The 20,599-nt window shown below is 60.8% G+C and carries 17 protein-coding genes; 7 read left to right on the top strand and 10 right to left on the bottom strand.

What is annotated here, in order from left to right; genetic code table 11:
* Positions 1–17: 17 nt before the first annotated feature.
* Positions 18–1,613 (bottom strand): hypothetical protein, encoded by a 1,596-nt coding sequence (locus FJ938_RS10075; protein ID WP_140693236.1) that lies wholly within the window; start codon positions 1,611–1,613, stop codon positions 18–20.
* 217 nt (positions 1,614–1,830) lie between these two features.
* Here FJ938_RS10075 and FJ938_RS10070 point away from each other — a divergent pair, with 217 nt between their 5' ends.
* From FJ938_RS10070 to FJ938_RS10060, 3 genes are read left to right on the top strand one after another with little or no spacing between them, the layout of a single operon-like run.
* Entirely contained in the window at positions 1,831–2,784 is a 954-nt protein-coding gene (locus FJ938_RS10070) for an NAD-dependent epimerase/dehydratase family protein (RefSeq protein WP_140693233.1), read from the top strand.
* On the top strand, positions 2,781–3,917 hold the full coding sequence (locus FJ938_RS10065; protein ID WP_140693230.1) for a glycosyltransferase family 4 protein: 1,137 nt from the start codon (positions 2,781–2,783) through the stop codon (positions 3,915–3,917). The genes FJ938_RS10070 and FJ938_RS10065 overlap by 4 nt, the downstream gene beginning before the upstream one ends.
* A 57-nt stretch (positions 3,918–3,974) precedes the next feature.
* Entirely contained in the window at positions 3,975–4,901 is a 927-nt protein-coding gene (locus tag FJ938_RS10060) for a glycosyltransferase (protein ID WP_140693228.1), read from the top strand.
* A gap of 2 nt (positions 4,902–4,903) precedes the next feature.
* On the opposite strand, the gene FJ938_RS10055 is transcribed toward FJ938_RS10060, so the two are convergent.
* Positions 4,904–5,416, bottom strand: coding sequence for a heme-degrading domain-containing protein (locus tag FJ938_RS10055; RefSeq protein WP_140693225.1), 513 nt, complete (start codon positions 5,414–5,416; stop codon positions 4,904–4,906).
* 378 nt (positions 5,417–5,794) lie between these two features.
* Between FJ938_RS10055 and FJ938_RS10050 the strand changes: the two genes are divergently transcribed.
* Both FJ938_RS10050 and FJ938_RS10045 read left to right on the top strand, forming a co-directional pair.
* Positions 5,795–6,400 (top strand): hypothetical protein, encoded by a 606-nt coding sequence (locus FJ938_RS10050; RefSeq protein WP_140613147.1) that lies wholly within the window; start codon positions 5,795–5,797, stop codon positions 6,398–6,400.
* Positions 6,401–6,520: 120 nt separating this feature from the next.
* Positions 6,521–7,864: a hypothetical protein gene (locus tag FJ938_RS10045; protein WP_140693223.1), complete on the top strand. Its 1,344-nt coding sequence runs from the start codon at positions 6,521–6,523 to the stop codon at positions 7,862–7,864.
* 327 nt (positions 7,865–8,191) lie between these two features.
* On the opposite strand, the gene FJ938_RS10040 is transcribed toward FJ938_RS10045, so the two are convergent.
* The 3 genes from FJ938_RS10040 to paoA are packed head-to-tail and all read right to left on the bottom strand — an operon-like array spanning position 8,192 to position 11,933.
* Positions 8,192–10,354 carry a xanthine dehydrogenase family protein molybdopterin-binding subunit gene (locus FJ938_RS10040; RefSeq protein ID WP_140693220.1) on the bottom strand — a complete coding sequence of 721 codons (2,163 nt, stop codon included), beginning with the start codon at positions 10,352–10,354 and terminating at the stop codon, positions 8,192–8,194.
* Positions 10,351–11,322, bottom strand: coding sequence for a xanthine dehydrogenase family protein subunit M (locus FJ938_RS10035; protein ID WP_140693218.1), 972 nt, complete (start codon positions 11,320–11,322; stop codon positions 10,351–10,353). The genes FJ938_RS10040 and FJ938_RS10035 overlap by 4 nt, the downstream gene beginning before the upstream one ends.
* Positions 11,319–11,933, bottom strand: a complete 615-nt coding sequence (gene paoA / locus FJ938_RS10030; protein WP_140693215.1) for an aldehyde dehydrogenase iron-sulfur subunit PaoA — start codon at positions 11,931–11,933, stop codon at positions 11,319–11,321. The genes FJ938_RS10035 and paoA overlap by 4 nt, the downstream gene beginning before the upstream one ends.
* Positions 11,934–12,182: 249 nt before the next feature.
* On the opposite strand from paoA, the gene FJ938_RS10025 reads away from it, so the two are divergent.
* Entirely contained in the window at positions 12,183–12,776 is a 594-nt protein-coding gene (locus FJ938_RS10025; protein WP_210240573.1) for a TetR/AcrR family transcriptional regulator, read from the top strand.
* Positions 12,777–12,897: 121 nt separating this feature from the next.
* Positions 12,898–13,449, top strand: a complete 552-nt coding sequence (locus FJ938_RS10020) for a flavin reductase family protein (protein WP_140693213.1) — start codon at positions 12,898–12,900, stop codon at positions 13,447–13,449.
* Positions 13,450–13,631: 182 nt separating this feature from the next.
* Here the strand turns inward: FJ938_RS10020 and FJ938_RS10015 are convergent, their stop codons facing one another.
* The 5 genes from FJ938_RS10015 to FJ938_RS09995 form a co-directional block, all read right to left on the bottom strand.
* Complete coding sequence (locus tag FJ938_RS10015; RefSeq protein ID WP_140693211.1) at positions 13,632–14,951, bottom strand: HlyD family type I secretion periplasmic adaptor subunit; 1,320 nt, start codon at positions 14,949–14,951, stop codon at positions 13,632–13,634.
* A 3-nt stretch (positions 14,952–14,954) separates the two neighbouring features.
* On the bottom strand, positions 14,955–16,703 hold the full coding sequence (locus FJ938_RS10010) for a type I secretion system permease/ATPase (RefSeq protein ID WP_140693208.1): 1,749 nt from the start codon (positions 16,701–16,703) through the stop codon (positions 14,955–14,957).
* A 46-nt stretch (positions 16,704–16,749) separates the two neighbouring features.
* Positions 16,750–18,216 (bottom strand): family 16 glycosylhydrolase, encoded by a 1,467-nt coding sequence (locus FJ938_RS10005; RefSeq protein WP_140693206.1) that lies wholly within the window; start codon positions 18,214–18,216, stop codon positions 16,750–16,752.
* A 381-nt stretch (positions 18,217–18,597) separates the two neighbouring features.
* Entirely contained in the window at positions 18,598–19,392 is a 795-nt protein-coding gene (locus tag FJ938_RS10000) for an HdeD family acid-resistance protein (protein WP_246673249.1), read from the bottom strand.
* Positions 19,393–19,589: 197 nt separating this feature from the next.
* On the bottom strand, positions 19,590–19,895 hold the full coding sequence (locus FJ938_RS09995) for a preprotein translocase subunit YajC (RefSeq protein ID WP_140693204.1): 306 nt from the start codon (positions 19,893–19,895) through the stop codon (positions 19,590–19,592).
* Positions 19,896–20,599: the final 704 nt, after the last annotated feature.

Raw genomic sequence — 20,599 nt, 5'->3', positions numbered from 1 at the left:
CGACTAACCGCGTTCGCCTACTGCAGCGATTGTGGCTCAACGGGCGTGCTTTCAACTCGACCGTTGCTGGACGCCAACCACTTCGTGGCCCACCAAACCGCGCCAAGGAACATAACGGAAAGGAGTAGTTCGATCGCATAGATCAGCAAAGTCCATGGAAATCCCATTTGGACCGTCAGGTAGGCCAGCGACACGCCTGTTACGGACGCGGCTGCCAGGTTTTGCGTCGAACGGGCAGCTATCCACTCGACCAAGTGACCCGCTAGCGTGAGTGCAAACATAAAGGCCGCCACGACCATCGCTGACCCGGACAGGCTAGCTACGCCGATAGGGCCGGGGAGTGTGAGGAATGTATAGTACTCAACATGCCCGTAACGATTGCCCGACATTTCTTGGTAGATTGCGTGGGAGCCTGCGGCGGGATCCTCAGAAATCACTTTCAAGAACAGGTCGGCGCCGAGTCGGTCGGAATTGGCGGCTGCTGTCATAACGCCCTCCATTCCGACCCAACGCATGACAGCGAGATTGCGGAGTTGGCGGAACAATCCCTGGAGAGCAGAACGATTTCGCGTTACGGTTTCCACTTTGTCGGCCAATGAAGTTTCTTGAAGCGCGGGAGGCTTCGGGACTGCTCGCGGAGTTGCAGGAACCTCTGAAGTCGAGCTCGCCTCAGCGGAGTTCGAATCATTGGATGCTTCAGGAGGCGTTGCCGGCAGAGGCACGGAGGTCCCGGACGCAGTTTGCGAGAAGTCGAACGTGCGTTCGAAACTGACTACCGCCAGCGACGCCACAAAGATAAACGCGGCTAAACCCATCGCCAAGCCAACGGCAATCCAGCTCCGCACCTGCCGCCGCCGCAACGCAATGACTACGACCGCAGCCAGGACGTAGAGAAGAAGCTGGATCCGGCTGCCCATCGAAATAGAAGCGAGCAAACCAAGAAATGTCGCCGTAAGGATCAAGGCGGCATATGGCCATCCCCGGAGTTCGATGAGCCAGAGCACCGCAGTCAGCCCGCCCAAGAGGGAGCCCCAGGCGATGCCAAAGGCGGCGACCGCGTAGATGCGAGCGTCCATGTCAATGCCAAGGGGGAAGCCAATTCGGAGGATATGAAATGTGTAGTTCGCCCAATACATCCCGATTGAGCAAACTATCAGCACAGAAAACGCTCCGAGGACCGAATTGGCAAGATGAGCGGTTCCAGAAGCTCTCAAAGTGTTTGGAAAGGATGGAAACAATGTCGCCATGAAGTTCGCCAAACACACGCCCGACAAGCCGCTGGCCGCAAAAATTAACGCTTGGTCCCATTGCGACGTGAATGTGCTAACCGGCTCAATTAGCTGCACAGCAAACACGAAGTGCGCGATCGCTTTCGCTATGAAACCCACGAAGAGGAATGACGACAACAAGAAAACGAAGAAAGAGGAGGGAAATGCAAGCGAGATGGCTACCGCGGCGCAGCCGGAAACATAGAACCAGAGGAGGATTAACGGCGAGGCGCCAGAATTGGTCGTCAAGAGCAATAGGAACAGAGGTAGCGCTATGACCGCTCCTGCAGGCAGCGCGAAACCTGTGATCGAGCCGGATCGGGAATTTGGCGAAGACGCAGTCATGGGCATTCCCTATACTCCGAAAGCGGCTTGCGACCCAAGGGCGACTTTTCCATTTCCCCAGCAAGGGTTGGTGGGCCTACGCCAATGGTCCGGCCGTCGTTGCGCGGCGTGTCGGGCTTATGGTATAGGCCGAGCAAATGCGAATTGGCCTGGCTCGCTTTAACCGCTCACCATCTCGGCATCGCCGCGTGCAGTATCACTCCGAAGAAGCCTCTACATGAACGACGAGCGATTCGAAAACGAGCCACGCGTAGTCGTGCTCGGAGGGACCGGTTTCGTCGGCGAGGCCTTTGCCAAGTGCTGGAATATCTCTGCGGTTCGTCCCAGCCGATACCTGGTGCACAGGTCGCGGCCAAAATGGCTCGACTCAAGCGACGTGGAACGCAACGACGTCAACCTCGGTGACCCTGCTCAAATGCTGAGCGTGCTTCGCGGTCAAGATGTTCTGATCAACCTTCTGCGCCCGGATGGCAGCGGCTGGTATAGCGGTGCGATGGAGAGCCTGAAGTCGATCTTTCGGGAGTCCGGAATCCGTCGTTGTATCCACGCGAGCAGCATTGACGTTTATGCCGGCGTAAAAGACCATCTCGTTGACGAAGATACGCGACCGCGGCCACTGTCACCTTATGAGACAGAGCATATTGCGGTCGAAGCGGTAATGAGAGATTCGTTCCCCGAGACGATCGTATTGCGACTGGGGGCCGTGTTCGGGCCAGGCGGTCGCAATCTGGTCAGCTTGGCGGAAGAGATAAGCCGTGCCCCGCAGTGGAAAATCGTGCTTCGCCGTTCACTGTATGGCGCCAGACGGATGCACCTTGTCAGTGTCGAGACTGTAGCTCGGGCACTCGTCCAATTGTCGCTCGAACGAAAGCGTCTTGGCCCTCAGGTGGTGCTTGTCACAGACGATCACGACCCAAACAACAATTTCGCTTTCGTCCAGGATCGCCTCGCTGTGGCATTTCGTCGTAATGTACCCAAGGTTGGGCCTACGGCGCCGAGATCGTTGCTGAGGTTGCTCCTTCGTGCGAGAGGATTGCCGGATCGGAACATCGACCGACGTTTTTCCCATAGAAAGGCCTCCGAACTCGGATTGCCGTCCGAGGCGTTCGTGGATCGATTGGAGGAATATGCTCAGCATCTAGCCGACGACATCGGCAGATACGACGAATGAACGTCCTCCTGACCACCGTATCGCTCGATTCCCAAAAGGGAGGAGGTACCGCAGAACGAACGCGGCGCCTCTCGGCTCATTTGGCGGCCAGGGGACATCGATGCGAAGTCGCGACTATGCAGGATGGCGATTTGGCGGAAAAGCTTCGCCAGCGAGGCGTCCCAGTGTATGCGACGGGTTCAGTGCGCCTACGGCTTACGGTCCCCTTTATCAATCCTCTGCGGCTCGCCCGGAGCCTCCGCAGAGCCGATGTTGTTCACATTCTTGGTTACTGGAACCTTCTTTCGGTCGCGACAGCGTTTCTGGCTTCGCGGCTGGGCAAACCTTACGCATTCAGCGCCGCGGGCGAGTTCGTGGGCCTTGACCGCCCACGTCCGATCGCGCGTCTTTTCCATGTCCTTTTTGGCAAACGGGTAATCCGCGATGCAAGCTTGCTGGTTGCGATTACCCCACTGGAACGAAGCCAAATTCTGGAGCGATTTCAGCTACCAGAAGACCGTGTCATCGTCCTCCCCAATGGAGTGGAGGAGCACGCCCAGGCCGTCACCCATCACCCTTCTCAGTCGGATGCGCCCTACATACTGTTCATGGGACGCCTTGCCGAAGTGAAAGGCCCAGACCTGCTCGTCCAAGCTTTCGCCGATGTGGCGTCGGAATACGGTGATGTCCGGTTGGTGATGGCAGGGCCGGACTTTGGAATGCGCTCCAGTTTGGAAAAGTTCGTTGGAGAAAGGCAACTTGGTGATCGCGTTATCTTTACGGGTCATCTAGGCGAGATTGAGCGGAACGACGCTTACGAGCGAGCTCTGTTTCTTGCCGTCCCATCTCGCGCCGAGGCGATGTCGCTTGTTGCGTTGGAAGCTGGAGTTGCCGGAACACCGGTGCTACTGACCGATCAATGCGGATTCGACGAGATTGAAAGCGTTGGTGGTGGCCTTGTTGTGCAGGCGACCGTTGAGGGGCTGCGTGGCGGCCTCCGGTCGATGCTGGCAGAACGCGAGTCGCTGAGCACGATGGGCCAAGCTCTTCAGGCCCACATTCGCGGAAAGTTTACATGGCCTTCGATCGTGGATCGCCTAATTTTACAGTTCCACAGTATGATCGCGAACCGCAGAGGGGAGGGCGGGGATTAGGATTGTCTCGGTTCGGCAACTTTCAAGAGAAGCAGCAAGCAGCAAAAAACGTCCCAAATGAGCGCCTTGGAAATGAATTTGGATAGGATGCCGCGGGTTTCTTTGGTCGTTCCCGCCTTCAACGCGGCTGAGTATATTGGCGAGACGATCGAGAGTCTGCTCGTTCAGGATTACCCGAATTTAGAGATCACCGTGGTGGACGACGGTTCTACCGACGCCACCAGCGACATCGCCGCCACCTTCTCCGGGAAAGTGAAACTGCACCGCCAAGTCAACGCTGGTCAAAGTGCGGCCATGACGGTGGGATGGGCGATGAGCACCGGAGAGGTGCTTGGCTATGTTAGCGCGGACGACCGGCTTCGCCCTGCTGCTATCCGGCGATGCGTCGAGGAGCTAATGGCGCGTCCAGAAGTCGTTCTCGTTTACCCTGATTTTCACATCATAGATGAACGGTCGGTCCTCCGATCAACGCTCCGACCACCGGATTATTCACGACGCGCGCTCTTTGCCAAGCTCCATTGCTTGCCAGGCCCTGGCGCGCTCTTTCGACGCGCCGCCTACGAGAAGGCCGGTAGTTGGCGTTCCGACCTGCGCCAAATTCCTGACCTGGATTTCTTCCTCCGCTTGGGATTGCAGGGAAGTTTCCATCACCTGCCGGCGGTGCTCGCGGAGTTTCGGATGCATAGTGCTTCGACGACGTACAGAGCTGTCCCATTCGAAAGGGGGGAAGAGCCGCAGCGCATGGTCGATGCCTTCTTTCGGCGGCACGACCTGCCAGACGATATCCGGAGGTGGGAGCGCGAAACTCGGGCTAATGCAAGTCTGCTTTCGGCAGCAATTCATGGGCGTTCGGGCCGAACAGGGATCGCCCTGCGCCGGGTTGCCGCAGCAGCGTTGCATCCGCCCACACTTGCATCACTCAAGGCGCTAAAACATACTTGGCTGATAGCTCGGAGCGCATTTACGGGGGCAGTGCCGCGGTGAAGTTAGGCCGGGTCAAAAGCCAGCCGTTTCTTGTCTTTGCCAAGGTATTCACAAAGGGCCGCCACCCCGCATTGGTGGTCGGCGCGTTGACTAAGACCCGAAACGGCAATCGCGCCGACCACACCCACGCCCTGGACGTGTATGGGGAACGCTCCGCCGGCCAGGACGTAGTCTGCCGGATCGAGCCCGTATCCCGGCGGAAAGGTTCTATCCTCACGCTGCTGCTCCAAGGCCATGCGATAACTGCTCTTTTGGAACATCCTGACGGTATTAAGCTTGCGCCGCGCCCATTCCGCGGTGGCGGCGGTTGAGCCTGGCAGAGCAGCGTGGAACAGCTGCCGGTCCCAGAGACGGACATCGACCACGATACCCTGCCTCTCTACGATCGCGCTCGCGCGGATGGCACAGCCAATCTCGAACGCACACTGTTCATCGAAGCATGCGAAAAGGAGCGTCGTTTCCTGTTCGACGACTATTTTCAAATCTTCGGTCTTCCCAGCTGTTCCTGCCTTCAAAATCTTCGCCTCCTTGCTTGCTGGCCGTTGAAAATTCACGGTCCTACAACAATCTCAGTCCGGTCGGAAATCTGTCGTGGGCAATGGGCCAGAACGCCTGGCACGTCTGTTGAAGTAGTCCCACCACTTCAACCCTATAAAAACTTGCTGCTGCCTTTGGATAAAGCCCCGAAATTTGTCGTCGGCTGCTGTTAGGGCTGTTGCAATCTGGGCAGGATTGCTAGAAGTCGCCAACCAAGCGAGACCGTCCAGGTCGCAGAATTCCCAAGGGCAATGAGAAACCGAACATTTTTTGCGATAGTTTTCGTAGGCAGGCAAGGGTCCAGCTATCTCCAAGGGCTGATAGACTCCCATCCAGACGCGACGTGCGAAGGTGAATTGTTCTCGCCGACGGCACGCTTGCTGGCTGACGTGCTCAGGCGACGCACCATATCGTTCAGGAACTCCCGCCAGAAAGACGTCGCGACTTACCTTGAGAAAAGGCTGCACAGGAAGAGCAGCGACGTCATCGGATTCAAGATGCCATATCTCTCGCTGATAGAACATCCTGATGCGAAGGACGCGTTTGAGACTTTTGGGTACAGGATTATCCGCCTTTCTCGCGAGAATCTCCTGGATCAGTACATTTCGTACAAGCTTGCGACTATCAATGGTGCCTGGAGGTCCGATCGCGGCTCAATGACCGTCAACTGCTTCACTGCGGAGCCGGCAGATGTGGAAGAAGCGTTCAAACGATGGACCGAATGGAATTTGGAGCTCTCAAGGATGGTAGAGACTCTGCCCAATCTGCATGTTACTTACGAGGAGTTGGTAGACGGGCCAGGTGTGTCTCGCTCGCTGGAGTTTCTCAATTTGCGCCAAGTTTCGCTCCATAGTCCGTTCAGGAGGCAGCGGTCCGGTACCCAATCTGAAATCATCAAGAACTATGCCCAGTTGAAGGAGCATTTTGCCCGGACAGAATGGGTAAGTCATTTCGTTGGATGAGTGCTGTTCCGAACGCTGCCTGTTATGGGATCGAGAGCGACGAGCGCGGGGTTTGGCCTCGCTACGGACCTCCGCCCCGAGCCCTCGAAGGCCATTCGGCGGCCGTATGAGCGCGCGGCAATGACCGAACTCTCCGGCGTGCTTAGGAGAGCGAAGCTGCCTTCCATGTTGAGGGCCAGCGGAGCGGCGGCGGCCGGCCGAATAGCAATACTGGCAGCCGGACTAGGCAGCTCGCTTCTTCTCCCCCTCGCCTTACCGCAAGACAAGGTTGGCATCTACTTCATCGCTCAGATTCTCACAGCCGGGTTCGCAATTCTGGCGATGATGGGTCTTACGTTCACGGCGCCGGCACTTGTTTCGGCCGCCGCGGCGCGAGGCGATTTCGGACGTGCGCGTGACGCCATCATGAGGATCCAAGGAATCGTCGGCGGGTTTGGCCTCATAGTTGGGTGCGCCTTTTGGCTTGCAGACCGGTGGATTCCCTCAGGGGCAAACGTCACGGCTTGGAGCGGAGTGCTGGCAATAGTTGCGCTGCAAATTCCGTGCGCCGCACTCGGAGCAGTGCAGGTGGAATTGCTCAGAGCAATTCACTCGATCAGGAGTTCGGCGTTTCTTATGGCGTTTCCGAGCACCGCGGTTGCCCTCTTTCTAACTTTCGCCCTGACCACTCGACTGCAACCAGACTTGCATCAGGTGCTCCTTTGCAGTTTTGCTGGATACGCAATTGCCGCGGGGGTTGGAGCCTTCAGCATTTCCTCGTCGTGCCGGCGCTGGAGCCAGGTGGCCAAAGAGCCCATTGGCGCTGGAGCGATCATCCGCCGGACCCTGCCCAATCTGGCGACAACGTTAGTATTGTTTGGGTTGTCTCAGGTGGACATGATCCTGTTGACGCTGCTCAGCAGTCTACAGGAGATCGCGCAATACGGCATCGCCCTACGGATTTCGACAGTGCTCATAATGCCGCTGAGCATAGCCAATTCGGCCTTTGCGCCCTCAGCCGTTCACCTCTGGACACTCGACGATCGTACAGGACTCCAGAAGGCGCTGCGGCTCCTGGTCTCAGTGGCGACCCTGCTGACTTTTCTCATGTATGCCGGCCTCGCGGTGCTCGGCTACACCTTGGTCCATCTTTGGAATCCACATTATGAAAACTCTCTTTGGCTCGCCCTGATCCTGGGCGCCGGTCAACTAGGGCATGTTCTCGGCGGTTCATCGGGCATTTTGCTGATGGTTCTGGGCGACGAAAAAGTCGCCTTCCGTATCACTCTCGTCACAGGTGTAGCGACAGTTGCTCTATGTAGCGTCGGCATTTTGGTCGGAGGACCTTATTTGCTCGCCGCCGCAGCGGCCGCGTGCAACGTGCTTCAGGTCTTCTTCTTCGCGAGACGAGTTCGGGAAAGATTCAAGGTAGACGCTACATTCAAGTCGCTCTTTCATAAAAAAGTCCCAACATCAGAGGTCTAACCAGACAGTTTCTGACGTGATGTTTGCGTCAACGTTCTGAGCATCGGACAGCAAGGCGTCCTTTCGGGCTCCGGCTCCGATAATACCAATGCTCTTATCTGCTCCTTCGTTGGTCTTGGGCCTGATTTGCTTGAGGATCGGCAGAGGCCTGGCGGCGGGCCGGGGCGCGCTGCGCCAAACCTGCTCACCTACAGTGCCGCAACGATCATCCAGCCGATATTGGTTTGTGCGCGGCGGGCCGAGCTTCCGGCCCGCCGCCGATCCGGCGCAGGATCCGCAGTCCCCGCGCCTAGCGCTCCTCGTCCGGTTGCTTTGGCCGCTGAGTGGTCACGCTGCCGTCCTCATCGGCGGAAGTCCCGGGAGCAGCTTGGCCAGGGTGATCGGAAAATCCCGGACTCGTATCCCGGTGGCGTTGAATACCGCGTTGCTGACCGCCGCTCCCGTGCCGCAGACGCCAAGTTCACCAACGCCCTTGATGCCGAGATGGTTGGCGTGTTCGTCATAGTCGTCGAGCAGCACCGTCTCGATGGCCGGAATATCGGCGTGCACCGGCATCAGATATTCGGCGAGATCGCCGTTCACCCAATTGCCGTGGCGCCGATCAACATGGGCGGCCTCGTGCAGTGCCGAGCCGACGCCCCAGATCATGCCGCCCATCAACTGCGAGCGCGCCGTCTTGGCATTGATGATGCGGCCCGCCGCGAACACGCCGGTCATGCGCCGCAAACGGACTTCGCCGGTAGCGACATCGACAAGGACTTCCGCGAACGCCGCGCCATAGGTGTTCTGGGAATAATTCTTGAAGTTCGGATCGTCGGCTTGGCCAATAGTTTGTCCTGTGGCTTCAAGGCCTTCTGGAAACCAGCGGCCGACATCGGCGAGGATGTCGTTGGGAACGGCTCCCGGACCAGCAGCTTCGGCGATCTTGTTCCTGATCTCTTGGCAGGCCCGGTCGACCGGTATCGACAGGTTGGACGCTCCCCAAGAGCCGCCGGCGCCGGCGCTCGGCGGAAAATCCGAATGCGCCAGTTGTGCCGTCACCAGATTCACGCCGATCCCCAACGCTTCCGCCGCGATTTGGCAGGCGATGGTGTACGTGCCGGTGCCGATGTCGGGCGTGTCGGAGCGCACGATCACACGGCCGTCCGGCTCGATGCGGACGATGGCGCCCGTCGGCCCCTGAAAATGCATTCGGATTCCCGCCGCCATGCCGTAGCCGACCAGATGATTTCCCTCGCGACGGCTACCCGGCGTCTTCGGCCGCTGGTCCCAGCCGAAGCGCTTGGCACCTTCGCGAAGGCAGTCCGCGAGCCGCCGTCCGTTCAGCGGCACGCCCAGCTCAGGATCGGTCGCGGTGTCGTTCTTGAGCCGCAATTCCACGGGATCGATATCGAGCGCATGGGCCAACTCATCCATTGCGGTTTCGAAGGCCAGCAAGCCCGGCAGTTCGCCGGGGCCGCGCACCGCTTCAGCCGCCTTGAGATCGAGATTGGTGATCGAGTGTCGAGTCAGGCGGTTCGGCGCCGCATAGAGCGAGCGCGCCACTGTCGCGGCCTGCTCGATCCATGGTTCCCCTTCAGCCGCCTGAAGGTTGACGTCGTGCCCGAGGCCGGTGAGTTGGCCGTCCGGTGTCGCCGCCAGGCGCACGCGGTGGATCATTTCTGGCCGATGCCCGGTGAGGGTGAAGACCTGCCGGCGCGTCAAGGCGACCTTGACCGGGTGGGCCAGCGCGCGCGCGGCCAGCGCCGCGAGAACGGCTTCGGCGTGGAGATAAAGCTTGGAGCCGAACCCACCGCCGACAAAGGCCGCGTCGACGGTCACCTGATCGGCCGTCAATCCCAGCGTTTCGGCAAGGGCGATGCGATTTTGCGCGACGGTCTGCGTCGCCAGATAGACGGTGAGATGGTTGTCGCGCCAGTCGGCGAGACAGGCATGCGGCTCCATCGGCTGCGAGAAGTGGTATGGCGTCGTGTAGGTCTGGTCGATGGTCACCGGTCCGGCCGACATCGCTGCCTCGAGGTCACCGAAGCGCGTCTCGCCCGGAAGGCCGATGCTGAGGGTCGCCTGCGGTTCTGCCCGATCGGCGTGAGTGGCAAGATCGAAGGCGCCGTCTTCATGCGTATAGGTCACTTTCACAAGAGCCGCGGCGGCGCGAGCTTGTTCGAAGGTGTCCGCGACGACAAACGCCACCGGCTCGCCAAAATACGCGATCCGGTCGCTGGTCAGCTGCGGATGCGACCGGTCGAAGATCGTCGGCTTGTTGACGAACGCCCCCTGTTTGGGAACGTTTCGATGGGTCAGCACCAGGCGCACGCCAGGTGCCATTTCGGCTTCCGCGGTGTCGATGTGGGTGATCTTGCCCTTTCCGATCGCCGCGCCGCGGATGAAACCGTAGAACGGTTGGCCCGGGTCCTGCCGCTCGTAGGAATACACAGCGCGCCCGGTGACTTTTAGCGGGCCGTCGATGCGGTTGATGCCGGGGCCGATCATCTGGAAGCTCCTTCGCGTGCCTGTTCGAGAGTAGCCGAGAGTGCCCGTCGGGCGAGCGGCAGCTTGTAGGCGTTCTGTTCGGTTGGCCTGGCGCCGGCGAGCACAATGTCGGCGATCGAGTCTGTGTCGGCGTCGGTCCGCTCGGCCTGTTCGACGCGCCAAGGCTTGTGTGCGAGACCGCCGAAGGCAAGCCGGTCGACGGTGAGGTGGCCCTCCTCGACCTTGGCAATCAATGCCACCGAGACCGTGGCGAACGCGTATGACGCGCGTTCACGGACCTTGCGATAAAGCTGCACGCCGCCGCGTGGTTCAGGCAGCGTCACCGCGGTGATCAACTCGCCCGGCTCCAGTACGGTCTCGATATGCGGCGTATTGCCCGGCAGGCGATGGAAGTCGGCAATCGGAATGCTGCGCGTTGCCCCTCCTGGCGCCACCGTTTCCACGGCCGCGTCCAGCACCCGCATGGCGACGGCCATGTCTGAAGGATGCGTCGCGATGCAGGCTTCGCTGGCGCCGAGAACAGCGTGATTGGCGTTGAGGCCGCCGATCGCGGCGCAGCCCATGCCCGGCGAGCGTTTGTTGCATGGCATATCGGTGTCGTAGAAATAGGGGCACCGTGTTCGTTGCAGCAGATTGCCGGCAGTTGTCGCCTTGTTGCGGAGCTGCCCGGAGGCGCCGGAGACGATCGCCCTGGACAGCACGCCGTAATCCCCGCGGATCCGAGGATCGGCAGCAAGATCGGTGTTGCGGACAAGCGCGCCGATGCGCAGGCCGCCCTGGTCGGTTGGCTCAATCCGATCGAGGCCGATGTTGTTGACGTCGACAAGATGCGTGGGCGTTTCGATCTGGAGTTTCATCAGATCCAGCAGATTGGTGCCGCCGGCAATGAATTTTGAGCCAGGTGTACGCGCCGCCGCGGCCGCGGCCTCGACCGCGCTGGCCGGGCGTTCGTAGGTGAAGGCTTTCATGGCCGTCCTCCTGCAACCGTGTGGATCGCTTCGATGATGTTGGGATATGCGGCGCAGCGGCAAATATTGCCGCTCATGCGCTCACGGATTTCCGTTTCGCTCAGCACGATTGGTGCAGTGAGATCGGCCGTGACATGGCTTGGAATGCTGGCTGCGACTTCGTTCAGCATTGCCACCGCCGAACAGATCTGCCCCGGCGTGCAGTAGCCGCACTGAAAGCCGTCATGATCGACGAAGGCGGCCTGCATCGGATGCATCCGATCGGGCGTGCCCAGTCCCTCGACGGTCGTGATCGCGTCGCCCTCATGCATGACGGCGAGGGTGAGGCAGCTGTTGATACGCTGCCCATTGACCAGGACGGTACAGGCGCCGCACTGGCCCTGGTCGCAACCCTTCTTGCTCCCCGTAAGATGCAAGTGTTCGCGCAGGGCGTCGAGCAGCGTCGTGCGGGGATCAAGCTCGAGCGCGTGAACTTCGCCGTTGACCCGAAGCTCCACCGAGTATCGCTTGGATGTGCCGCTTTGGTTACCCGCAATGTGGGTCGGTGAATTGTCCGCAGCCGCCGAACTCGGCTGTTTGCGACCGCGTGTCCGCATATGAACTGAAGCCATGCATCGTCCTCCGTTCAGGACGGTCAGACCGCAGCGCCTGCTTCATTCACCAGGATCTGCGGAGACCGCGCTTTGCCCAGGTAGCCCGTCGCAAAAGCTACGATACGTAGCGTACACTTGTCAACCACGATACGTAGCGTACACTTATCAAGCCGATTCGGGGGTTTGGGCGGGATCAGAGGCGCGAGTCTGCTGCTTGCTTTGGCCAGACGGACCGCATGGGAAGCGACGATGCAAAGGAATGTTCGATTGGAAACGGCGAAGGTCGCGCATCCGCGCCAGCGCGGCGCGGATGCGACGGCGGCGATTCTGCGCGCCGCGCTGGACCTGGGCGAAGAGGTAGGATTCGACGCCCTGACGATTGAAGGCATCGCGGAAAGGACTGGCGTAGCCAAGACGACCATCTACCGCCGATGGCCGAATGTCTCGGCAATCGTGATGGATGCGTTTCTCACCGAAGTGACAAAGGCGGCGCCAATCCAGGAGAAGGCGACTGCGCGCGCGAGCTTTGCGGCGTCCATGAAACTGCTGGCACGGGCTTACCGCGGTAAGCAGGGCAGGATCATGCGGCCGCTGCTGGGCCGTGCGCAAACCGATGAAAGGCTGCTGGATGCCGTAAAGATGCGTTGGGTCGAGCCGCGGCGGCGGATTGCTCGCGAGATCGTTCGGCGCGGCATGGCGAACGGTGAACTGAGACCCGGATTGGATCCGGATGTCGTGCTCGATGCTCTATATGGCCCGATCTATCACCGGCTGCTCGTTCCGCACGCCAACTCCGACATCTCCGACGCCTACATCGAGGCGGTCGTTGAAACCGTATTTGGTGGTCTGACGGCGCGCTGAGCCGGCCACCCCGGTGGAGCGGCATCGCGCCTTGTTCGTCCGCGGTTGTTGTGTCGTCGTTGTGGCTAAGGATCTTGCGGGCGCCATCAAATCGCAAGGAGAACTCACAAGGAGAACTCACATGAAGGAAATGCCCGCATCCCATGCCTATCGACTGCTCGAACCTGGCCCCATCGTCCTGGTCACGACCGCTCTAAATGGCGAACCGAACGTGATGACGATGGGCTTCCACATGATGGTCCAACACGCGCCGCCGCTGATTGGATGCGTCATCGGACCCTGGGACCATAGCTACGGAGCATTGCGCGAAACCCGCGAATGCGTGATTGCGATCCCCACGGTCGATCTTGCCCGCACGGTCGTCGATATAGGCAACTGCTCGGGCAAGGAGGTCGATAAATTCGAGAAATTCGGGCTGTCACGCCTTCCCGCCCGGGACGTGGGGGCGCCTCTTATCGGCGAATGTCTCGCCAATATCGAGTGTCGAATTGCCGACGACAGCATGGTCGAGACCTACAACTTGTTCCTTCTCGAGGCGGTCAGGATCTGGATCGATCCCGACCGGGAGGAGCGGCGGACACTACACCACAGGGGAGATGGGTCCTTCACCGCAGACGGCGAGGTCGTCGACCTGCGCGAACGGATGGTAAAATGGCGGGATCTTCCTGCCTGACCACCAGAAACCTTCGCGCCTCTGCTCGCCGTTGCCGCTCGTCGGTTGCGCCTTCGGCGAGCTCGGAGCGCGGTTCGTCTACGCGATGGTCTCGCCCTCAAACAAGATATCCCGGCGCACGGTCGAAGGCAGCGGCCGTCCCTCGCGGTCGATTTCAGCAACGGCGCCGTAATGGCGCCCGCCTACCGCTCCGTGAAGGCGCGAGCGAATGAATCGAGCATCGGCCGCGCGAGATATTCGAAGAAGGTCCGGTCGCCGGTGTTGATGAAGGCCTCGACCGGTGTTCCAGGATAGAGCTGCTCGGCCCTCACGCCGGGCGGCAGGGCGTCGGCAATCTTCAGCTTGGCGCGAAAATAGGGTTCGCGCGTTGCCTCGTCGATCAGCCGGTCCGCGGAAATCTGCGTCACCGTGGCTGAAACCTCGGGCGTCAGGCGCGAGTTCAAGGCGGACAATCTGAGCTTCGCCGGCTGGCCGACGCGAACCAGGTCGACGTCTCGCGGTCGCAGCCGCGCGTCGACAATCAGGCCCGATGCGGTGGGCAGGATCTCCATGATTTTCTCGCCGGGGGCGATCACGCTGCCCTTCGAGTTGTAGGTCGACGACACCACGATGCCGGCGGTCGGCGCCTTGATCGTCGTACGCTCGAGCACCGCCTCGGCCGTCCGCGTCTGTTCCCCGATATCGGCGAGCTTGGTGCGAAGCTCATCCAGCTTGGTCAGCGCCTCCTCGACCCGCTGCGTCGTCAGGCGTTCGGTCTGGTCCTGGGCTTCGACGATCTGCGTCTTGGCCGAGGCGAGGTCCGCCTCCAGCGCCCCGGCCTGACCGACGAGGTCGGCCTCGCTGCGCAGAAGCTGCGAATATTCGGTGCGGTTGGTGAGGCCCCTGTCGAGGAGGTTCGTCTTGATTTCGAGTTCTTTCTTAACCACGCCGGCCTGCTGCTGGATGGCCTGTTGCTGGGCGTTTAGCCCCTGCAGCGACTCGCGATGCATGGCGACCCGTTGCGCGAGGATCGATTGCTCCGACCGGAACCGGGCGAGCCTGGCGGCGAACTCTTTCTGCTGCTCGCCGATCAGGGCCTCGAAGTCGTGCTGGAACGGCGTCGGCGCCGCCTCGGTGATCGGCGCCAGCCTGTCCAGTCCGTCGCGCTCGGCCTCCAGCCGCGCCGCGCTTGCCCTGAGGGCGATCGACTGCCGCGTCAGCCGGTTGAGCTCGGCCTGCGCGGCTGTCTTGTCGAGCAGGACCAGATCCTGGCCCTGCCGAACGCGGTCGCCTTCATGGGCCAGCAGCTTGTCCACGATGCCGCCCTCGGGATGCTGGATGAGGATGTTTCCGCCTGTCGCCGAGATCGTGCCCTGCGTGATCACGGCGCCGGACAAGGGCGCGGTCGCCGCCCAATAGCCGAAGCAGCCGACCAGCAGCGCTATCGCCGCATAGCCGGTGAGCGCGACGCGCCGGAAGTTGGTGCGTGGCTGGCCTTCCCAGGCAAGGCTTTGCGTGGTCATCGTCTACGATCCGAAGCGGGCGTTATGCGTGCGGATCATCGTGGCGAACGAGCCTGTCACCGCCGTGTTCGCCGGCGCGGGAGAGCCCTTGGCGACGACCGGTGGCTTAAGCACGTCGCTGTGCGGGCCGAAGGCCTCGATCACGCCGCCGCGCAGCAGCATCACGCGGTCGCAGGCCATGGCGATCGAAGGCCGGTGCGTGATCACGATGGTCGTGACGCCGGCCTCGCGCGCGGCCGCGAGCATCGCCTGGAGGGCGGCTTCGCCCGTGCCGTCGAGATGGGCGCTGGGCTCGTCCAGCAAAAGCAACCGCGGATTGCCGTAAAGCGCGCGCGCCAGGCCGATCCGCTGGCGCTCGCCGCCCGACAGCGCCCGGTCCGACGGACCGATCCTGGTCTGATAGCTGTCCGGCTGCGCCAGGATCATCTCGTGCGCCTCGGCGCGCTTGGCTGCCTCGACGATCGAGACGTCGTCCGCGTCAGGCTCGAAGCGGGCGACATTGTCCGCGATCGATCCGGGGAAGAGCTCCACCTCCTGCGCGAGATAGCCGATATGCCTTCCGAGCTGGTTTTCGTCCCATGTCCTGAGGTCGGCGCCGTCGATCCTGACGAAGCCGCTGGTCGGCTGCGCGGCGCCGACGAGCAACCGCGCCAGCGTCGATTTGCCGGCGCCGCTCGGGCCCACGATGGCCACCGCTTCGCCGGCGCCAATGCGGAAGTTCAGCCGCTTGATGATGGGCGCTGTCCCGGGCCGGGCATTCGGCGCGACAAAGATCAGGTCCTCCACCGAAATCGCGCCCGACGGGTCCGGCAAGGTCAGCTTGCGGGTCTGTGCCGGATGCTCGACAAGCGCTTTTTCCAGGCGCTGCCACGCTCGCCTGGCCTCGACGATCTGCCGCCACGATCCGATCAACTGGTCGAGCGGCTGCAACGCGCGCGCCGACACCAGTGAGGACGCGAAGATCATGCCTGCGGTCATCTTGCCTCCCAGCACCAGCCACGCGCCGGCGCCCAGTATCGCAAGCTGCAGCATCATGCGCAGCGCCCGAGAAATTCCGCTGAAGATCGCATTGGCGCTCGAAGAGCGGTCGTGCAGGGTGAGCGCTTCCCCGACATGCCGTCCCCACACCCCTGCGGCGTTCTTAACCATGCCCATGGCGCGCAGCGTTTCGGCATTGCGGGTGAAGGCCTGTTCCGACTGGCTGGCCAGAGCCGAGCGTTCCGTGGACAAGGCATCGTTGCGGCCAATGGCGAGCTGGTTTGCCATGACCAGCACGAAGAGCACCACCGCTCCGGCGAGCGTCAGCCAGAACAGGACCGGATGGATGAGGTAGATGAGAGCCAAGAAGAGGGGAGCGAAGGGCAGGTCGAACAGCACCGCCACGCCGCGTGACCTGATGAAGGAGCAGACCGAGGCGAGGTCGCGCAGCGGCGACAGGCTTGCGCCTGCATATCCAGCGCTGAGCGAGGCGGCGAACGTCCTTGCCCCCAGCCTCCTGTCGACGGTGGCCGCGACGCGCTGCGTGTAGATGGCGCGGACCGCGTCCAGGAAGCCGAGGAAGGCAAGCGCCAGGACCGCGATGGCCGACAGATAGATGAGCGTCTCAACGCTCGAGGAGGGCAGGACGCGATCATAGACTTGCAGCAGGTAGAGCGGGATGACCAGGAGCAGGATGTTGATGAGCAGCGAGAAGAGCCCGACATCGGCGACGACGCGACGGAAAACAGGCCGCAAGCCCGACTGTCCAGTCATTCCCGCACTCCCTGTCGAACCCACGGCATGGGGCTGGTCACACGCTTCAGGCCGAATGCTCGCCCGCCATGCCCAAATGGTGTGTGCTGGTCGCCGTGTGGCTGGCCAATTCGAGAGCGTGGCTTGTCGTGTCGTTCAGCGTGTAGGCGCGGATGTAGTCGATCTTCATCTCGGCCGGCGTGGCGAGATGATCCGGCGGTGTGCCGGCGGCGCCGCCGATCGCGAGATTGGCCAGCATGTACATGGGGCTGTGCATGTCGGCCGGCGTGGCTGCCTTGGCGACCTCAATGCCGTCATACGTCCAGACAAGCTCATCGGGAGTCCAAAGCACGCCATAGGTGTGGAAGCCTCCCGTATCCATGACGTTCACCGTGGACGAAACCTCCGTGTGCTGGCCCGTGGCATTCGAATGCGCCGTCATATAGAGCGTGTTCGGATCCTGGCCGCGCGCTTCCACAGCATCCAGCTCCGGAGGCCACGAGCCGTTTTCGGGAAGAAGCCAAAAGGCTGGCCAGGCCCCGGCCGTATGGGGCAATTCGGCCCGCATTTCGAAATAGCCATAAGTCTGGGAGAAGGATTCATGCGTCGTCAGCAGGCCGGATGTGTATCCGTAGTTGTTGATGAGGGGCTTGATGTCGGCTGGCGCCTGCGCCGCGGTGATGGTGAGAACTCCGTCCAGCACGCTGAACGGATGCACCGAGCTGGTCGGGGCGTAATTGGTGTTGATGTACCATTGCAGCTCGCTGTTGCCGGTCAGGGTACTTCCATTCGGTTGGCCCCACCAGAAATTGGAATTCCAGGTGCCGCTATGGCCGTTCCAGAGGCTGAGCGAGTTGAAGTCGTCGTTGAAGGACAGCGTCATGCCGGACTTGTCGATCGGCAGTTCGAACTGGCTGGGCTGCAGCTTGTCGATGGTCGTGTTCTTGAACTCGAGGATCTCGCCCGATCCGAGGTTCAGCACAACATTCGGTCCCGCCTGGATCATGTTGGAGTGGATGGCATCGAACGAAGTGAAACCGTAGCCATCGAGGCGGACGGTATCGTTCGCGGCGAAATTGACGATCAGATCGCTTCCATTGCCCTTCGAGACGATAAAAGTGTCGCCGCCGCCGCCACCATCGATCAGGACATCGTTCCCCCGGCCGCCGTCCAGCGTCTGGCCGCCGGCCGTGGCGGTGATGATGTTGTCCAGCGCATTGCCGAACGCAAAATTGTGGGGGTTGGTGACGACGAGGTTCTCGACATTGTCCGGCAGCGTGTAGCTCATCCAGGTACTGATCGTGTCGATGCCCGCCCCGGCGGGCTCGACCACCTTGTTGCCCGCGCCATAGAGGTAATAGATGTCGTCGCCCGCGCCGCCATACATGGTGACGTTGGCACCGCCGGCGCCCCAGATGGAGTCGTTGCCGGCGGTGCCGTATAGCACCGGCCCGACCCCGGCCGCCGAAAACCAATGGTTGGAAGCGCCGCTATAGGGGAGAGGGACGCCTAGCGCGTTGACGACGAAGCTCATGGGACAATCCTTCCTGGTGTGCCTGGCCCGCCCCGCCGCCCGATGCAAGTTCAAGCGACCGCTTCGAGCAAACCTGTGACTCACCCTATTGTTCCAAGAAATAAGTAAATAGTACAGGGAAAAATATCTTATCCTTCTGTCGAGGCTCCGCGTGAATGGAATAAGCGGCGGCTAATGCAATTATAGCGTGAATCTTCGCCAATTTTACTTAACTTTACTTAATATTGTGAGATTTTCCGCAAGAAAATTATGCAACCTGCCGTAGATGGATGCACTTGTTGCAGCCGGATCTTTTGATCTAAGCGGAGTGAAATCGGCTGGGTTGCCGTAGCGCCGCTCGCCTGGAAGGCGGACGTCGGCTTGAGAAGTCCGTATCGTCGTTCAACTCTTGCGTATTCGCCAAGCGAGGTAAGCAGTCGCCGCGCCCACGCTGATCAGTTCAATCCCCAACAGCAGCCCAATCAGCCACATGGCCGTCAGGGGAATCCTGATCCACACCATCAGGGAAAGAAGAATCCCAATCAGTCCACTCCCCAAGACCCAGCCCCAGTTGGGAAAGGGACGGATGGTGAGGGCGAAAACCACCTTCGAGATGCCCTCGATCATGAAGAAGACGATCAGCAGTAAGGTGATGGTCAGCAGGCCGTTTCCAGGATGGCGCAGAAAAAGCAGACCAATCATCACGGCAAGGATGACGGAGATGAGTTGCAACCAGAAATGAGGCACGTGGCCCGCGCCGACCAGGCTTATGCCTTGCAGGGCGCCGCTGATGATCAGCAGCCACCCGAGCAGGACCACAACGGCAACCGACGAGATCATAGGAAAGATCACGGCTAGAATTCCGGCCGTGACCAGCAGCACGCCCTCTACCAGATACCAAAGCGAGTACCGCTTGACAGTCTGCCGCATGGCCTCGCGAAAGATCTCCGCGGCGGCATCCAACGAGTTCGACTCGGCCCGCCTCCAAAAACCGTCTGTATCCACGACAGCTTCAAGCCGGTCCGCATGCGCCTTTGCAATTTTCAGGAGAGTTGCCGCCGTTTCCTGGGCTGTCCATCCGCGCGCTTGTGACGCTGCGACCAGTTCCTCGAAGGCGGGCTCCAACGCGACCTCACAGTTGACTTCCCGACCGGGGCTGTTCTCTCGCAGGATTGGCAGTTCAACCTTCGGGGACATGCAAAGGAAGTGGATCGCGGACGAAAGGTTCCGAGGCGCCTCGATAGTTGATCGGATTCTGAAAGGGGCCGGCTTATTGGCCAGCGTGGCGTCGCCCGCGGTGATCGAGCGTAGTCCTCCGTGCCTGAAATGGGTGTTCCGTTTTACGGTGCCCGCCTCGAATTCCTGGAGGTTTTTCCAACTTTCTGCCTCGCACCTCAGTCCGCTGAGGTTCGGCGGTGCTTCCTCAGCCTCGTGATCGCGGACTTGTCGACGGTAACCACGCCGCCGCAGTCGATCCGCACGGTGAGCTTATTGGCTTCGCGATCAATACGGATGACGTCCCCAACAAGCACAACCTTGTCTCCGGCGCGGGTTTTGGGCGGTGGGTCGATCGCATAAGGATGGCCATACGATGGAATGCCGGCTATGGCGCGTCCGCTGGGGAGAATGCTTATGACGGTACTCGTCAGCGCGACTTCGTCACCAATCTCATATTCCTCAGGCGTGTTGTATGGGAGCATGGTCTTCCTCCCGATGCTTTTCCCAATAATGTCGGCAAATTGAGTTGGTTGCCTGAAATCGCCTTTGTACGGTTTCGCACAGACTGGCGTCTTCGAAGCACTGGCTTCGCAGCGTCAATGGACAGGTGCAGCGCCTTGCCGGCCCTTGCGGACGCGTTCGCATGGAAACGGCGGACTGGGTCCGCATCGGATTCAGTCAATGGAGTTGCGTAGGTTCGTGCGTTCCAGAATCGCTATGCGATCCTCTCCGCTGCAACGACAAGCACGCGTCATTTGCGCGTTTAGCTGCCAACGCTGCTCCGGTCAGTCGTCGGGCTCGAATGTCTTTGCGACGTCGTCGATCTTACGCCAGTCATTGCCGTGGCGCCGCAAAACATCCCGAGCTTGCTTGGGTGACAGGTTCGTCGTGGCGGTAAGGTGCTTAACCTCGGCGTCCTCGCCTTTCAGGGGTCGGGTGCGAGGTTGCGCATTGTCGTCAGGTGGCGGTGGCGCTTCCACCGATCGGTCTTTTTTTCGCAACGTAGACACTCCTTTAGCCCAATTAATCGGCGAACAAGGAAAAGGTTGCGGATGACGATCCGGCCCAGATCTCCCGACGTGACCCGAGATATCCGCAAAACACCTGCCGCGCCAAAAGAAGGCAACTCGGCAGATCCGGCCCGGACGCGCTGACCGGGACCGGGTCGTGATAAGTGTCGCGGAAG

The organism is Mesorhizobium sp. B2-4-14 (genome assembly GCF_006442155.1).
Classification (GTDB): domain Bacteria; phylum Pseudomonadota; class Alphaproteobacteria; order Rhizobiales; family Rhizobiaceae; genus Mesorhizobium.
This window is presented reverse-complemented; position numbering and strand designations above follow the sequence as displayed.

Bases quoted from the DNA above. Each gene is read 5' to 3' on its own strand.
- FJ938_RS10075 (WP_140693236.1), bottom strand. From the start codon at position 1,613: ATGACTGCGTCTTCGCCAAATTCCCGATCCGGCTCGATCACAGGTTTC.
- FJ938_RS10070 (WP_140693233.1), top strand. From the start codon at position 1,831: ATGAACGACGAGCGATTCGAAAACGAGCCACGCGTAGTCGTGCTCGGA.
- FJ938_RS10065 (WP_140693230.1), top strand. From the start codon at position 2,781: ATGAACGTCCTCCTGACCACCGTATCGCTCGATTCCCAAAAGGGAGGA.
- FJ938_RS10060 (WP_140693228.1), top strand. From the start codon at position 3,975: ATGAGCGCCTTGGAAATGAATTTGGATAGGATGCCGCGGGTTTCTTTG.
- FJ938_RS10045 (WP_140693223.1), top strand. From the start codon at position 6,521: ATGACCGAACTCTCCGGCGTGCTTAGGAGAGCGAAGCTGCCTTCCATG.
- FJ938_RS10040 (WP_140693220.1), bottom strand. From the start codon at position 10,354: ATGATCGGCCCCGGCATCAACCGCATCGACGGCCCGCTAAAAGTCACC.
- FJ938_RS10035 (WP_140693218.1), bottom strand. From the start codon at position 11,322: ATGAAAGCCTTCACCTACGAACGCCCGGCCAGCGCGGTCGAGGCCGCG.
- paoA (WP_140693215.1), bottom strand. From the start codon at position 11,933: ATGGCTTCAGTTCATATGCGGACACGCGGTCGCAAACAGCCGAGTTCG.
- FJ938_RS10020 (WP_140693213.1), top strand. From the start codon at position 12,898: ATGAAGGAAATGCCCGCATCCCATGCCTATCGACTGCTCGAACCTGGC.
- FJ938_RS10015 (WP_140693211.1), bottom strand. From the start codon at position 14,951: ATGACCACGCAAAGCCTTGCCTGGGAAGGCCAGCCACGCACCAACTTC.
- FJ938_RS10010 (WP_140693208.1), bottom strand. From the start codon at position 16,703: ATGACTGGACAGTCGGGCTTGCGGCCTGTTTTCCGTCGCGTCGTCGCC.
- FJ938_RS10005 (WP_140693206.1), bottom strand. From the start codon at position 18,216: ATGAGCTTCGTCGTCAACGCGCTAGGCGTCCCTCTCCCCTATAGCGGC.
- FJ938_RS10000 (WP_246673249.1), bottom strand. From the start codon at position 19,392: ATGTCCCCGAAGGTTGAACTGCCAATCCTGCGAGAGAACAGCCCCGGT.
- FJ938_RS09995 (WP_140693204.1), bottom strand. From the start codon at position 19,895: ATGCTCCCATACAACACGCCTGAGGAATATGAGATTGGTGACGAAGTC.